This window comes from Kribbella capetownensis, from assembly GCF_004331485.1.
In the GTDB taxonomy this organism is placed as follows: domain Bacteria; phylum Actinomycetota; class Actinomycetes; order Propionibacteriales; family Kribbellaceae; genus Kribbella; species Kribbella capetownensis.
This window is the reverse complement of the sequence record NZ_SJKD01000004.1, coordinates 129749-144461: the sequence shown is the minus strand read 5'-3', so window position 1 is coordinate 144461 and position 14713 is coordinate 129749. Positions and strand designations below refer to the sequence as shown.

Sequence of the window (14713 nt, the reverse complement as noted above, 5' to 3'; positions counted from 1 at the left end):
CGCGCAGGATCCCCACGTGCAGGACCGACGCTCGCCCTGGGCGGTGACACTCCGGAGGTCGGCGCCGCCAGCGCACCCCGATCTACTCCCGCGCCCCTCGCGGAGTCGATGCTCGCCGCCCACGGCGCGGCACCGGCCCACCACGCTGAGACGCCTGGCACTGAGATCGGCTGCCGACCCCTTGCTGGCGGCCCGGTACGGCCGCATGCTCGGACTGACGCTAGTCGCGCCACGGGCCGGCTTTTGGTGCGTGCAGCACCTCCGACCCACCCGTGGCCGCGACCGTGGGAGGGAGGCGGCATGGACGAGTCACGAGCTCTTCGGCGCGCGGCATGGGCGGGGGCTGCTTCGGTCGTACTGCTCGTCGTCGCGGTGGCGCTGGGCTACCTGGTCGGCGTCGACGACGCAGGCATGTCGGACGCGGCCATCCTCGAAAGGCTCAACGACGACACGCGGCAGGCCGCCGCCGGCATCGGACTGCCCGTGCTCGCTGCGGGGGTCGCGCTGCTGCTCTGGTTCGCCACCGGTCTGCGGCGCGTGCTGGACCGACTGTCCGGCGGCGACCCGCTCGCGCACGCGATCGTGCCGGCCGCGGCGCTGTTCAGCGGGCTGATGATCACGGGTGTCTCACTCGATGTGGGGAGCGCGTTCGCGGCATGGTCGGACGAGTTCACCGCCGACCCGAACACCGTCCGCGCGCTTGGCATGGGAGGACAGGTCCTCGCGCTAACCGGCCTGATCGGCGGCGGCGTCATGGTCGCCGTCACCACGCGAATCGCCCAGCAGGCGCGTGCCCTACCGACGTGGGCAACCTGGACGTCCTACGCGGTCGCCGTACTGTGCCTATCCGGCTTCTGGAGCGGAGGCCTAGCCTCCGTAGCCTTCGCCCTATGGCTCATCGCCGCCGCCATCGCCCTACTACGCACAGCCCGCCAAACACCCCCATCCCAGCACGCACCCACACAGGACACCCCAGCGCCAGCCAGACCGGCACACGACGAACCAGCACAAGGCGCACCGGCACAGAACGCGTCGGCGCAGGGGGTCGCGGCGGAGGGCGCAGCAGCTCCGGAGGCGACCCGCACGCCCCCGACTGCCACCAGCGGCTGACAGGCGCCCACAGCCCGGCCGGTCTGCACAACCCTTAGGCACGGGGTGCGCAGGGACGGGGTGCACCGGTACTCCTTGCACCGCAGGACGCACCAGCACAGGGCGGCGTCCCGTCCCCGACCGCCACCAGCGGCTGACGGCCCCAGCCGACGGTCGCCCATAGCGGCTGGTCTCCACAACCCTGACGGACACTGCGCAGGGACAGGGTGCGCAGGGACAGGGTGCAGGGATGCTCCTCGTGGACCTGGGCTCAGCCCGCGGAACGGTCCGGCATGGGAGCGTCTGCCGACGGCGGAAGGGGCGCATTCACCCACGCCAGGGACACCGTCCACAACGTAGGCCAGGTCTCAGATCCATCTGAAAGATCTGAGATTAAGGGAACCTATGTTCGAATCACGGGGTATGGTGGACGGTATGACTGCTGGGCTTCAAGGGTCGTTGCTGGATGCGTTCGAGGATCCTGCGCTCGGTTCGCTGGCGGGGGTCGGGCGGACGGAGCTGGGGCTTGGGGCGTGGATCGATGTGTTGCCGCGGTGGTTGACCGGGGCCGATCAGGTGTACGAGCGGTTGGCGCGGGATGTGCCGTGGCAGGCGGAGCGGCGGCAGATGTACGACCGGGTGGTCGACGTACCGCGACTGTTGTGCTTCTACGGGGAGAACGAGGAGCTTCCGGTGCCGATCCTGGATGAGGCTCGGGATCTGCTGAGTGAGCACTATGCGGACGAGTTGGGTGAGCCGTTCCGGACGGCGGGGTTGTGCTTCTACCGGGACGGGCGGGACAGCGTTGCCTGGCATGGGGACCGGATCGGGCGCGGGAATCACGAGGACACGATGGTGGCGATCCTGTCGGTCGGCGAGCCGCGTGTGCTCGCGCTGCGGCCGCGGCCCGGGGCGACCAGTGGGCCAGTCAGTTCGACGGTGCGTTATCCGCTCGGGCATGGGGACCTCATCGTGATGGGCGGTTCATGTCAACGCACCTGGGAACACGCAATCCCCAAGGCGTCCGGGCGAGTGGGCCCCCGAATCAGCATCCAATTCCGGCCCCGAGGCGTGCGCTGACCATTCGCGCTGCTGGACACGCGGCGACCTGTCGGTCTGCGCGGCGCGTGCCGCAGTTGGTCGGGCTGGGTGACCGGTTGGAGACATGCGCTCACCCGTCGGGGCGGCGAGTCTGCGGTGACCCGTCGGTCTGCACGGTGCGTGCCGTGGCTGGTCGGGCGGTGGTGACCGGTTGGGGCGGGGGCGTGCAGTGACGGTCGTCTGCGGCTGTGGATGGGGTGTGGGGTGGTCAGACGACCGTGGGGTGGGGTGCGGAGTGGTTGCTGTTGCTGTGGCTGTGGCTGTGGCTGTGGCTGTGGCTGTGGCTGGGTGTGGGGTGGTCAGGCTGCGGCTTTGGTTTGGAGTTGGGGTTGGTAGACGTGGTCGGCTGAGGCTACGTAGAAGCCGAGGAGGCGGACTTCGGCGGCTTGGCAGATGCGGGTGGCGGCTTCGGCCCACTCGATGTCGACTTCCGGCTGGAACGGTGGTCCTGGGCGGCCTAGGGCCAGGATGAGACCGGTGCCTGGGGCTGTTCGGACTGCGGGCAGGATCGGGTCGAGGGCGGACGAGCAGGCGTCGGTAGTTGCGGCGCGGTGGTGGTGTGGGGCGCCAGCCTGGTGGTGCGGGGTGTTGGGAGTGCCAGCGTCGTGGTGGTGTGCGGCGCCGGCGGTTTCGGTGTGGTGGTGGTTGGCGGTTTGTGGTGGGGCGGGGGGCTCTGATGGGGGTTCGGGGTGGGCGAAGTCTTTGGGGAGGTTGAGGGTTAGGGCTGCTCGGTAGTGGTTGTCGGGGTCGCAGAGGAGGACTGTGAAGGTGCCGCGGCGGCGGTCGCCGAGGGTGACCATGAGGTCGACGACATCGGCTGCGCGGGCGGGATCGGAGAGAGGCTGGTTGGTCCAGGTGGGTGGGAGGTTGTGGAAGCTCATACCTAGAAGGTGCCGTCGTTCTGACGGCCGTGGAGAGTTGTCCACAGAGGAATTTCTCGACTCACAAATGGCCCATCGCGGGAGGGTTGAAGTGGATCTGCCTGCTGGGCCGCTGTGCTTCTAGGCTCGAAATAGACCGAGCCGAGGGAGACTCCGATGAGCGTCACGACAGACCGCATCCGTAGCGGGCGCGCCAGCGTCCGCTACGGGCGCGGGAGCCTTCGGAGCGGGAACGGCGGGCTGCGCGGTGGGGGTGGTGGGATTTTGCCGTCGGTGGGGGCGGGTGGGGGGCTTGCGTTGGCGCAGTTGGCTAACTCGGTGGGGGATGGGGCCTTCGTTGTTACATCGGCGCTGTTCTTTACCCGGGTGGTCGGGCTGTCGACCGGTGAGGTCGGGCTCGGGCTCACGGTGGCTTGGTTGGTGGGGTTTCTCACCGGGGTCCCGCTTGGCAACCTTGCCGACCGTCGGGGGCCACGTGGGACGGCCGTCCTGCTCGCGCTGACGACCGCGACCTCGGTCGCTTCGTTCCTCTTCGTTCGCAGCTTCGCGCTGTTTCTGGTGGCCGCGATCGTCTACGCGTGCAGCCAGACCGGTCTGACGGCCGCCCGGCAAGCACTCCTGGCTGGTTTGGTCTCACCGGCCGAGCGCACCCGCATACGGGCCCTCCTGCAGTCCACGGTCAACGCCGGCCTCGCAGTTGGTGCCGCACTCGGCGGTCTCGCGCTCCGCTTCGACACGTCAACGGCGTACCTGACTGTCTTCGCGCTGGATGCACTCAGCTTCCTGATCGCGGCCCGACTGCTTCACCGCGTGCCGTCAGTGGCGGTCAGACTGCGCGTGAAGGGTGAGCCGCGCCTCGCCGTACTGCACGATCGTCCGTACGCCGTCCTCGCGCTGCTGAACTCGATCATGCTGCTGTTCATGCCGCTGCTCAGCCTGGTGGCACCGCTGTGGATCGTCTCGCACACCGACGCACCGGACTGGGTGGTCGCCTCGCTGCTGATCGTCAACACGCTCGGAGTCACGTTCTTCCAGGTGCGGATCGCCCGCAGCGTGCGGGACCTGCGCACCGCCACGCGTTCGGTCCGGTACGCCGGAGTCGCGATGTTGGCCGCCTGCGCCGTGTTCGCCATCTCCGCCGCCAAGATGAGCGCCTGGACCGCAGCCGTCGTACTGGTCGTCGCCGCTGCACTGCTGACGCTCGGCGAGATGAAGCTGGCGTCCGGCGCATGGGAAATCAGCTTCGGTCTGGCGCCCGCCGACAAGCAGGGGCAGTACCAAGGCTTCTTCGGCACCGGCCCTGCGATTGCCCGGATGCTCGGTCCGGCACTGCTGACAGCCGTGGTCCTCGGGTGGGGCCCAATCGGCTGGATCGCTGTCGGAGCACTGTTCCTAGGGACCAGTTGCGCAACTGGTCCCGCCGTACGATGGGCCGCACGGACGAGGACCGTCAGCGAGACGGACCAGCCGTTGCCGGTAGAGGAGAACGCCGCCTGATGGACATCCCCGGACTGGTCGAGATCACGACGTACGACGAGCTGCGCAGCGTGGTCCCCGAGGCACCGAAGGCCGCCCGGAACAAGACTCGCAAGGAGCTCCACGAGCTCGACCGGCAATGGCTGTCGGTCTCGCCGTTCTGCCTGATCGCCACGTCCGCGGCCGACGGCAGCTGCGACGTCTCGCCGAAGGGCGACCCGGCCGGGTTCACCAAGATCTTCGACGACAGTACGATCGCCATCCCCGAGCGCGCGGGCAACCGGCGGGTCGACGGCTTCACCAACATCCTCGCCAACCCGCACGTCGGCCTGGTCTACTTCATCCCCGGCCGCGGTGACACGCTCCGGATCAACGGCCGGGCCCGGATCGTCCGCGAGGCTCCGTTCTTCGACGAGATGATCGTGAAGGGCAACCGGCCGCAGCTCGCGCTGCTGGTGGAGATCGAAGAGGTCTTCCACCACTGCTCGAAGGCGTTCCTGCGCTCGCAGCTGTGGAAGCCCGAGACCTGGGACCCGGACGCGATGACGAGCCGGGCCAAGATCTCGAAGGCGCTGGAGAAGAAGGACATCGACCTGGCCGAGCTGGAGGAGTACTACGGCAAGGCGTACGAGGAGAAGATCTACCAAGTCAAGTACTGACTCCGGATACTCTCCGCGGAGCAGACCGAAGTACTCCGTGGCGACGATGACACCTGACCGCGCGGCCCCGTACGGTTTCGTACTGTGAGCACGACTGACCTGACCACCGACACCGCACCCACCGCCATGGCCCGGGTACGACGTATCGCGCTGCCGCTGGTGCTCTCGTTGATCGGAGTGGTCGGCTCGCTCGGCGCGTCCCGGGGCGAGCCGGAACGCCGGGCCGCCGACTGGTTCATGGTCGTCCTGGTGCTGATCGGGACGGTGTCGCTGTACTGGCTGCAGAGCCGGCCGATCCCGGTGCTGTGGGCAACGGTCGGCTCGACGCTCGTCTACATGCTGATGCAGTACGCCTACGGCCCGGTGATCTTCGCCTTCGTGATCACCGTCTTCAGCGTGATCCGGCGCGGCTACCGGCTGGCGGGCTGGACCGGCCTCATCACCTTGTACGTCGGACATCTCCTCGGCAGATTGGTGCTCGGGATCAACGAGGACGGTGTGTACCAGGTCCTCCTCGTCGCCACATGCTTCGTCGTACTCGGCTTCATTGCCGAGCTCTTCCGTGCACACCGTGACCGCGTCATGGCTGCGGCCAGGACCAGGCGCGAGGCTGAACTACGCAAGGCCGGTGAGGAACGGCTGCGGATCGCACAGGAGCTGCACGACGTGGTGGCGCACCACATCTCGCTGATCAACGTGCAGGCCTCGACCGCCCTGCATCTGGTCGACCGGCAGCCCGAACAGGCCGGACCGGCGCTCTCCGCGATCAAGGACGCCAGCAAGGAGGCCCTGGTGGAGCTGCGCTCGATCGTCGGCATCCTGCGGCAGTCCGACGAGACCGCACCACGCCAGCCGGTCGCAGGACTCGAGCGGCTCGAGCATCTGATCAGCCGGACGTCGATGGCCGGCCTCGAGGTGCACACCGTCGTCCACGGCGACCCGCATCAGCTCCCGACCGGACTGGACCGGGCCGCGTTCCGCATCATCCAGGAGTCGCTCACCAACATCGTCCGGCACGCCAAGGCGAGCGAGGCGACCGTCCGCATCCAGTACGGCGAACAGTCGCTCGTACTGCAGGTCGACGACGACGGTCGGTCCCTCATCGGCCCGCCGAAGGAAGGCAACGGCATCATCGGCATGCGTGAGCGAGCCACCGCCCTCGGCGGGACGCTCACGGCCACCCGCACCCCGACGGGCGGCCTGCGCATCATCGCCAACCTGCCGCTGTAGCCGCCTACTCCGGCAGGCGGACGTGTGACGGGTTGAGGTCCGCCACCTGCGAGACGCCCAGCAGCGCCATCGTGCGGCGGACCTCCTTCGTCAGGATCTCCGCAGCACGAGCCACACCGCGCTGGCCGCCGGCCATCAGGCCGTACAGGTACGCACGGCCGACGAGACACGCGTCCGCACCCAGAGCGATCGCCGCGACGATGTCAGCGCCGGACATGATGCCGGTGTCGAGGTAGACCTCGGCGTCGCTGCCCACTGCCTTGCGGACGTCCGGGAGGATGCGCAGCGGTGTCGGTGCCCGGTCGAGCTGGCGGCCGCCGTGGTTGGACAGCACGATCGCGTCCGCGCCGGCGTCGACCACCCGGCGGGCGTCGTCGACGGTCTGGATGCCCTTGACGATCAGCGGGCCGTCCCAGATCGAGCGCAACCAGTTGAGGTCGTCGATGGTCATCGTCGGGTCGAACAGCTTGTCCAGCAGCTCGGCGACCGTGCCGTCCCAGGTGGACAGCGACGCGAACGTCAACGGCCGCGTGGTCAGCAGGTTGGCCCACCACGCCGGGTGCAGCGACGCGTCCAGCACAGTCTTGGCCGTCAGTTGTGGCGGGATGGTGAATCCGTTGCGTACGTCGCGCAGCCGAGCACCGGCGACCGGTACGTCGACTGTCAGCATCAAGGCTTCGTACCCCGCGGCAGCCGATCGCTTCACCAGGTCCTCACCGGCGTCGCGGTCCTTCCACACGTACAGCTGGAACCACTTCCGCGCGTCCGGCGCGGCCGCGGCGACGTCTTCGATCGAGGTCGTGCCCATGGTCGACAGCGCGTACGGAATGCCGATCTCCTCGGCGACCTTGACGACCGCGCTCTCGCCCTCGTGGTTCATCATCCGGGTGAACCCGGTCGGCGCGAACGCGAACGGCAGCTCGGAGCGTCCGCCCAGGATCGACGTCCCGAGGTCGATGTCGGACACGTCCCGCAGGATCGACGGCTGCAGTTCCATCTCCGCGAACAGCCGGCGCGCGCGGCGCAGGCTGATCTCCGCCTCGGCCGCACCGTCGGTGTAGTCGAACACCGACCGCGGCGTCCGCCGCCTGGCGATCGTTCGCAGGTCCGCGATGGTGAGCGCCTTCTCCAGCCGGCGGTCGGTCGCGTTCACCGTGATCGGCTTCGGCCGCAGCAGCGGCTTCAGCTCGGACCATTTGGGCAGCTGTCGATCGGTCATCAGAACTCCGGAACGGCCGGTTCGGCGGACGACCAGGCGCACCTGATCGTGTGGTCGGACCACAGCATAGCGTGTGGTCCGACCACACAGGTAGAGTCGCCCACAACCGAGGCGGGGGTTGTCGCGTGAAGAACTACGAACTGGTCCTGCACCGGGTCGAGGCCGACCTGGCCGCCGGGCGGTTGCGGATCGGCGGGCGGCTGCCCGGTGAGCGGACGCTGGCCGAGCAGCTCGGCATCAGCCGGCCGTCGGTGCGCGAGGCCGTCCGCGTGCTCGAGGCGATGGGCGTGGTGCGGACCGCGACCGGATCCGGTCCGGAGGCCGGCGCGGTGATCGTCGCGGAGCCGGTGTCGCCGCTGACCGCCGTACTGCGGTTGCACCTGGCAACCAATCACCTGCCGATGAGCGACGTCGTACAGACCCGGATCCTGCTGGAGTCGTGGTCCGCGCGGGAGGCCGCCGGGCGTGCGCCGGGGCTGGACGCGGCCGAGTTGAAGGTCGCCGATGACTTGCTGGACCGGATGGACGCCGATGGGTTGTCGCCGGAGGAGTTCCATCTGCTGGACGCGGAGTTCCACGTTGCGCTCTCCGGGCTCGCGGGGAACGTGTTGATCGCCGCGGTGATGGCGTCGTTGCGGTCCGCGATCCATGGGTACGTGCTGGCCGCCGTACCCAATCTGCCGGACTGGGAGGCGATGGCCGTCACGCTGCGGGGCGAGCATCGGGCGATCGTCGCGGCGATCCGGGCGGGTGAGCCGGAGAGCGCGGCCGAGTTGGTGACCGCGCATATCCGAGGCTTCTATCAGGCTGCCCAGTTGCAGACTCCTTAGCAGCGTTCCTGCGCTGTCAGGGTGGTGCGACGCAGGCCGAGGATGACGGCCGCGCCGACGACAAGGTGGAGTGAGGCGAGACCGAGCTTCGCGCCGACGCCGATGCCGTTCACGAGCGGGCTACCGAGCGACAAGACGCACGCGATCACTGCGACGACTGTCCAGACGTTCCGGGCGTTGAAGGTACGGCGTTCCAGGATCGCGAGCAGACCCCAGGCCGCGAAGGCCATCGCGGCCGAGGCGAAGAAGACCTGGCCGGCGCCGATGTGCATCAGGGTTCCCTGCTGGGCGTCCAGAGTGATGCCGGCGAGTGGAGCCAGGATCGCCCACAGCGCCAGTGCGGCGGCGGCTGTCACTCCGACGACGAGAAGCCGGCTGCGGCCGGGAACGCGGGTCGGCCTGGGCTCGGCGACGGACTCCGGTGCGGTGGGATAAGGCGTGGTTGCCATGGTGGTGCCTCCGTGGTTGGTGGTGGGTTCACGGTGGCTGAGTGCGGCGGGTGCCGGCATCGGCCGCGGGGCTCGGGCGGGGTGGTCCGAAGTCTGGAAGGGATCGACTTTGGTCGGTGGTGAGGAACCGGAGCCCGCCCTAGGGTCAACGGCATGGAGGTTTGTGCGCCGGTGAGGCGGAATCGTTGGGCGTTCCTGGTCGGCGTGGCCATCGTCGGTGTCCTGTCGGCCGCGAGCGTCTACGGCCGGGTCGCCAGCACCGACGACACGCAGTGGCTGCCGCTCGACATCATCGTCGGGATCGTCTCGACCGGACTCCTCCTGTTGCTACCCCGCCGGCCCCTGTCCACCGCGGTCGGCCTGGCCGTGCTCGCAACCCTCTCCCCTGCCGCCACACCCCCGTCGACCGTCGGCACGCTGACCGTTGCCCAACGGTTCCCGCTGCGTACGGCGGCCCTCGTCGCCCTGGCCGGGACTGCCGGCCACCTCGTCCAGGGCCTCTGGCGTCCGAACGGCAACATCACCTACCTGTGGTTCACCATCCTCGACGTCGCCGTCCACGCCGCGCTGCTCGGCTGGGGGCAGTGGAACCAAGCCCACCGGCAACTCGTCGACTCCCTGCGTGAGCGCGCCGACCGCGCCGAGGCCGAGCAAGGTCGCCGGGTCGCCGAGGCGCGCACTCTCGAGCGGACCCAGATGGCGCGCGAGATGCACGACGTTCTCGCCCACCGGTTGTCCCTGCTCGCGACGTACGCCGGTGCACTCGAGTACCGGCCGGACTCGTCACCGGAGAAGCTCGCCAAGGCCGCCGGAGTCATCCGCACCGGCGTCCACCAGGCACTCGACGAACTGCGGGAGGTGATCAGCGTTCTGCGTGACACCGAGATCGACGAGTTGCCCGGCGGGCGGCCGCAGCCGACGTTCGGCGATCTCCCCGCACTGGTGGCCGAGTCCCGCGAGGCGGGTACGACGGTCTCGTACGACGATCATGTCGCCGACGCCACGACGTTGCCTCCGGCAACCGGACGGACGGCGTACCGGGTCGTGCAGGAAGGGCTCACGAACGCGCGCAAGCACGCGGCCGGGCATCCGGTCTGGCTGAGCGTGGCCGGCGGGCCGGGCGACGGCCTGCGGATCGAGCTGATCAACCCGGCGTCGAACGGAACGCCGCTCACCCCGGGCAGCGGGACCGGCCTGGTCGGCCTGACCGAGCGGGTCCACCTGGCGGGCGGCACGCTCGACCACGGAAAGGCGCCCGGCGGCGGGTTCCGGCTCGAAGCCTCGCTACCGTGGCCTGCATGACCGGGAACGAGAACGCGACCATCCGCGTGCTGGTGGTGGACGACGACGCGCTCGTCCGGGCCAGCCTGGAGATGATGCTCGACGGGACGAACGGGATCGCGGTGGTCGGTCAGGCGGCCGACGGCGACGAGGTCCCGGCCGCGGTGGACGCACACTTCCCGGACATCGTGCTGATGGATCTGCGGATGCCCCGGGTGGACGGCATCGTCGCGACCCGCCGGCTCCGGGCCCGGACCAATCCCCCGGAGGTCGTCGTACTCACGACGTTCGACACCGACGAGAACGTGCTGCACGCGCTCCGCGCCGGGGCGAGCGGGTTCCTGCTGAAGGACACGCCGCCGGCGCAGATCGTCGACGCCGTACGACGGGTGGCCGCGGGCGACCCGATCCTGTCGCCGGCGATCACCCGGCGGCTGATGGACCGCGCCGCCACGCAGGCGGACGCGCACACGACGGCGCAGCATGCGCTCGAGCGGCTGTCACCGCGCGAGTACGACGTGATGCTCGCCGTCGCGCAGGGGAAGGCGAACGCGCAGATCGCCACCGAGCTGTACATGAGTCTGGCGACGGTGAAGGCGCACATCTCGCACATCCTGACCAAGCTGGAGCTCGGCAACCGGACCCAGATCGCCCTCCTCGCGCACGACGCCGGACTCGCCTGACGCAGCGGCTTGGCCTGACCCATGCTCTAGCGTGAGCGCATGATCAGGGTGCTGCTGGCGGATGACCAGGCGTTGGTGCGGGCCGGGTTCCGGTCGTTGCTGAACGCCGAGGACGACATCACGGTGATCGGTGAGGTGTCCGACGGCGCCGAGGCGTTCGCGGTCGCGCAGGCGGAGAAGCCGGACGTCGTGTTGATGGACATCCGCATGCCCGGCACCGACGGGCTGGAGGCGACCCGGCTGATCGGGGCCGACGAGGCGCTGGCCGACGTCCATGTGGTGATCCTGACGACGTTCGACCTGGACGAGTACGTCTTCGAGGCGCTGCGGGTCGGGGCCAGCGGGTTCCTGGTCAAGGACACCGAGCCGGTCGAGCTGCTGCAGGCGGTCCGGGTGGTGGCGCGCGGCGATGCGCTCCTCTCCCCCGGCGTGACCCGGCGGCTGGTCGCCGAGTTCGCGACGCGGAGCCGGCAGCCGCACGCCAGCAAGGAGCTCGACGTCCTGACCGAACGCGAGAAGGAGATCGTCGCCCTGGTCGGCGAAGGCCTGTCCAACGACGAGATCGCCGAGCGCCTCGTGCTCAGCCCCGCGACCGCCAAGACCCACGTCAGCCGCGCGATGATCAAACTCGGCGTCCGCGACCGCGCCCAGCTCGTCGTCGTCGCCTACCAGACCGGCCTGGTCCGCCCGGGGTGGCTCGGCTGACCCCGGAGTACTCCGGCTGCGGTAGGAGCGGTCACTCCCTCCGGCCGACGCGGCACCAGGCGCTCGACCGGCAGTCTCGTTGCCATGAACGAGACAGCTGCTCCGCTGGTCGAGGTGACCGGGTTGACGAAGAGGTACGGCGACACCTTGGCGGTCGACGGTGTCGATCTGACGGTGCTGCCCGGCGAGGTCTACGGGTTCCTCGGGCCGAACGGCGCCGGGAAGACGACGACGTTGCGGATCCTGACCGGGCTGATCGCACCGACGAGCGGCAGTGTCCGCGTCCTCGGTGGCTCCCCGGGCCAGGCCGACGTACTCGGGCGGACCGGGTCGATGATCGAGTCGCCGGCGTTCTACCCGTACCTGTCCGGCCTGGACAACCTGCGGCTGCTCGCGGAGTACGCCGAGGTGCCGCGGGAACGCATCGACGAGGTGCTGGACCTGGTCGATCTCGCCGATCGGGCCAAGGACCGGTTCTCGACGTACTCCCTGGGGATGAAGCAACGGCTCGGGGTCGCGGCCGCGCTGCTGAAGGACCCCGAACTGGTGATCCTGGATGAGCCGACCAACGGGCTCGATCCGGCCGGGATGCGGGACATGCGCCGGCTGATCCGGGAGCTCGGCTCCGAGGGACGGACCGTGCTGCTGTCCAGCCACCTGCTCGGCGAGGTGCAGCAGATCTGTGACCGGGTCGGCATCATCAACTCCGGCCGGATGGTTGCCGAGCACAACGTCGAGGACCTGCGCGGCGAGCAGGAACTGGTCGTCCGGGCCGCACCGCGGGAGACCGCGCAGTCGGTCCTCACCGAGTTCCTCGGCGCCGGCACGGTCCACCTGTACGACGACACGCTGCGGGTCAAGGTGGCCCCGGACCGGGCCGCCGAGGTGAACCGGGTCCTGGTCGAGGCCGGCATCGCGGTGTCGGAGTTGCACAGCACGGAACGGGCTCTGGAGGACATCTTCTTCGAGCTCACCACCAGCGAGGAGAGGGCTGATGTTGGGTAGTTACCGAGCGGAGTTGCTGAAGCTCCGCAAGCGATCAGCGGTGTGGGTGCTGTTCGGCGCCGGGCTGGTGCTGAGCCTGATCTTCGGCTATCTGTTGCCATACCTCGGCTACACCACCGGCGACGACAACCCGGGGACCGACGGCGTACCGCGGGCCCAGGTCCTCGAGGGCATGCTGCCGAGCCACGTGCTGGACAACACGATCGGCGGCTATCCGATCTTCGCCGGTGCGCTGGCCCTGGTGCTCGGCGCGATCGTGATCGGCGGCGAGTACACCTGGGGCACGCTGAAGACGATCCTGACCCAGCGGCCCGGTCGCGCTTCCGTACTGACCGCACAGTTCCTTGCCCTCGGCACCATGATCGTGGTCTGGGTGCTCGGCATCTTCGTCGCCTCCGCGCTGTGCAGTATCGGGATCGCCGCGGCCGAGGACGGCTCGATGAGCTGGCCGGGACCGCTCGACCTGCTGCGTGGGCTCGCCGGCGGCTGGCTGGTGCTGATGATGTGGTGCCTGGCCGGTGCGGTCCTGGCCGTTGCCTTCCGCAACGTCGCGCTGCCGATCGGGCTGGGCGTCGTGTGGATCCTGGGGATCGAGACCCTGCTGGCCGGCGTCGTGAGCAGCCTGCTGCCGGACCTCGACGTGGTGACCAACGCATTGCCGGGCACCAACGCCGGCTCGCTGGTGTTCGCCGTCACCGGCATCACCGCGGCCGATGCACCTCCCGGAGTGCGGGACGCGGTCAGCGGCGGCCGTGCCCTCCTGACCCTGCTCGTCTACTGCGCGCTCTTCGCCGGACTGGCCGCCTGGACGACCCGGCGGCGGGACATCACCTGATCCCGGCGTGGACGAGCGCGAGCTCGCAGAACATCGCGTTCGCCCAGGAGAACCACTCGCGGGTGAAGTTGGCCGGATCCTCGACGTGGAACGACTCGTGCATCTGGCCGGTACCACCCGTGGTGTCGCGGAGGAGCTCCAGCAACCGCTGGCGCTCCTCCGCCGACGTACTCGTCAAACCCTGCACCGCAAGGGCGATCGGCCACACCTGGTCCGGCGGCGTATGCGGGCTGCCGATGCCGGCGGCGTACGTTCCGCTGTAGTAGAAAGGATTCTCGGCGCTCAGCAGCAGCCGGCGAGTGGCGACGTACGCCGGATCGTCCGCGGCGGCGTACCCGCTGAGGGGCATCGACAGCAGGCTCGGCATGTTGGCGTCGTCCATCAGCAGGGTCGCACCGGCGCCGTCCACCTCGTACGCGTAGATCCGGCCGTACTCCGGGTGGTCGACCATGCCGTGCTGAGCGATGCCGTCGTCGATGTCGGCCTTGAGTTCCTTGGCTCGCGCGGCCAGCGACTCGTCCGCGAACACCTCGGCCGCCATCTCCTGCAGGTAGCCGAGCACTACGGACGCGAACATGTTGCCAGGCACGTTGAACCCGAGCTCGGTGGAATCGTCACTCGGCCGGAACGCACTCCACGACATCCCCGTCGGGCGGGTCAGCCGGCCGCGCCCCGCACGGGCCAGAGTGTCCGTCGGCAGCATGTCCGGTTCGTCCCGCTGGAACCGGTACGGCGACCTCGCCTCGTGATCCTGCTCCACGGTCCACAGGTCGATGATCGCGTCGGCCGCGGCCCGCAGGCGCTCGTCGATCACGTCCGCGCGGCCGGTGATCCGCCACAGCCGGTACGCCAGGTCGAGCGGGAAGCACAGTGAGTCGATCTCGTACTTGCGTTCCCACACCCACGGCGTCATCACGGTCTCGTCGTCGGGATGTCCTGCACCGTTCGGCTCCCGATTGAACGCGTTCGCGTACGGGTCCAGGACGACGTACTCGAGCTGGCGGTGCACGACGCCGATCAGTACGTCCTGCAGTGCGGGATCGTCCTTGCACAGCAGCAGGTACGGCCGGAGCTGGGCGGCGGAGTCGCGCAGCCACATCGCCGGGATGTCGCCGGTCAGCACGAACGTGGTGCCGTCGGGCAGCCGCTCGGCCACCGCGGGCAGGTTCTCGGCCATCGACCGCCGGAACATCTCCGCGATCACCTCGTCGCCGGTCGCCCGGTGGACCGCCTCGGTGGCGCGGGACAGAACCTCGGGATCGATCATCGA

General features: G+C 69.3%; 15 protein-coding genes. 11 read left to right on the top strand and 4 right to left on the bottom strand.

What is annotated here, in order from left to right; all coding sequences use genetic code 11:
* Positions 1-300: 300 nt before the first annotated feature.
* Positions 301-1110: a hypothetical protein gene (locus E0H75_RS19035; protein WP_131514921.1), complete on the top strand. Its 810-nt coding sequence runs from the start codon at positions 301-303 to the stop codon at positions 1108-1110.
* A gap of 414 nt (positions 1111-1524) precedes the next feature.
* Positions 1525-2169: an alpha-ketoglutarate-dependent dioxygenase AlkB gene (locus tag E0H75_RS19030; RefSeq protein WP_131514920.1), complete on the top strand. Its 645-nt coding sequence runs from the start codon at positions 1525-1527 to the stop codon at positions 2167-2169.
* Between the two features lie 320 nt (positions 2170-2489).
* Here the strand turns inward: E0H75_RS19030 and E0H75_RS43125 are convergent, their stop codons facing one another.
* Positions 2490-3071 carry a hypothetical protein gene (locus E0H75_RS43125; protein WP_165553844.1) on the bottom strand — a complete coding sequence of 194 codons (582 nt, stop codon included), beginning with the start codon at positions 3069-3071 and terminating at the stop codon, positions 2490-2492.
* Positions 3072-3344: 273 nt separating this feature from the next.
* Between E0H75_RS43125 and E0H75_RS19025 the strand changes: the two genes are divergently transcribed.
* The 3 genes from E0H75_RS19025 (at position 3345) to E0H75_RS19015 (ending at position 6436) form a co-directional block, all read left to right on the top strand.
* Positions 3345-4568, top strand: a complete 1224-nt coding sequence (locus E0H75_RS19025) for an MFS transporter (RefSeq protein WP_272948916.1) — start codon at positions 3345-3347, stop codon at positions 4566-4568.
* Positions 4568-5206 carry a pyridoxamine 5'-phosphate oxidase family protein gene (locus E0H75_RS19020; RefSeq protein ID WP_131514918.1) on the top strand — a complete coding sequence of 213 codons (639 nt, stop codon included), beginning with the start codon at positions 4568-4570 and terminating at the stop codon, positions 5204-5206. The genes E0H75_RS19025 and E0H75_RS19020 overlap by 1 nt, the downstream gene beginning before the upstream one ends.
* An 84-nt stretch (positions 5207-5290) precedes the next feature.
* Positions 5291-6436, top strand: a complete 1146-nt coding sequence (locus tag E0H75_RS19015) for a sensor histidine kinase (protein WP_238163131.1) — start codon at positions 5291-5293, stop codon at positions 6434-6436.
* 4 nt (positions 6437-6440) lie between these two features.
* Here E0H75_RS19015 and E0H75_RS19010 read toward each other — a convergent pair whose 3' ends face one another.
* Positions 6441-7655, bottom strand: a complete 1215-nt coding sequence (locus E0H75_RS19010) for an alpha-hydroxy acid oxidase (protein ID WP_131353695.1) — start codon at positions 7653-7655, stop codon at positions 6441-6443.
* A gap of 125 nt (positions 7656-7780) precedes the next feature.
* Here E0H75_RS19010 and E0H75_RS19005 point away from each other — a divergent pair, with 125 nt between their 5' ends.
* Entirely contained in the window at positions 7781-8485 is a 705-nt protein-coding gene (locus E0H75_RS19005; protein WP_202873050.1) for a FadR/GntR family transcriptional regulator, read from the top strand.
* On the opposite strand, the gene E0H75_RS19000 is transcribed toward E0H75_RS19005, so the two are convergent.
* Positions 8482-8934: a DUF6069 family protein gene (locus E0H75_RS19000; RefSeq protein ID WP_131514916.1), complete on the bottom strand. Its 453-nt coding sequence runs from the start codon at positions 8932-8934 to the stop codon at positions 8482-8484. The two genes, E0H75_RS19005 and E0H75_RS19000, sit on opposite strands and share 4 nt — an antisense overlap.
* A 171-nt stretch (positions 8935-9105) precedes the next feature.
* Here E0H75_RS19000 and E0H75_RS18995 point away from each other — a divergent pair, with 171 nt between their 5' ends.
* The 5 genes from E0H75_RS18995 to E0H75_RS18975 all read left to right on the top strand — a co-directional run bounded on the left by E0H75_RS18995 (position 9106) and on the right by E0H75_RS18975 (position 13443).
* On the top strand, positions 9106-10236 hold the full coding sequence (locus tag E0H75_RS18995) for a sensor histidine kinase (protein ID WP_238163130.1): 1131 nt from the start codon (positions 9106-9108) through the stop codon (positions 10234-10236).
* A complete protein-coding gene (locus tag E0H75_RS18990) occupies positions 10233-10898 on the top strand; it encodes a response regulator (protein ID WP_131514914.1) in 666 nt (221 codons plus the stop codon). The genes E0H75_RS18995 and E0H75_RS18990 overlap by 4 nt, the downstream gene beginning before the upstream one ends.
* Positions 10899-10937: 39 nt before the next feature.
* Positions 10938-11603, top strand: a complete 666-nt coding sequence (locus E0H75_RS18985; RefSeq protein WP_131514913.1) for a response regulator — start codon at positions 10938-10940, stop codon at positions 11601-11603.
* A gap of 84 nt (positions 11604-11687) precedes the next feature.
* Positions 11688-12608 (top strand): ABC transporter ATP-binding protein, encoded by a 921-nt coding sequence (locus E0H75_RS18980; protein ID WP_131514912.1) that lies wholly within the window; start codon positions 11688-11690, stop codon positions 12606-12608.
* Positions 12598-13443 (top strand): ABC transporter permease, encoded by an 846-nt coding sequence (locus tag E0H75_RS18975; RefSeq protein ID WP_131514911.1) that lies wholly within the window; start codon positions 12598-12600, stop codon positions 13441-13443. The genes E0H75_RS18980 and E0H75_RS18975 overlap by 11 nt, the downstream gene beginning before the upstream one ends.
* Here E0H75_RS18975 and E0H75_RS18970 read toward each other — a convergent pair.
* Positions 13436-14710 carry a glycoside hydrolase family 125 protein gene (locus E0H75_RS18970; RefSeq protein WP_131514910.1) on the bottom strand — a complete coding sequence of 425 codons (1275 nt, stop codon included), beginning with the start codon at positions 14708-14710 and terminating at the stop codon, positions 13436-13438. The two genes, E0H75_RS18975 and E0H75_RS18970, sit on opposite strands and share 8 nt — an antisense overlap.
* Between the last annotated feature and the right edge of the window lie 3 nt (positions 14711-14713).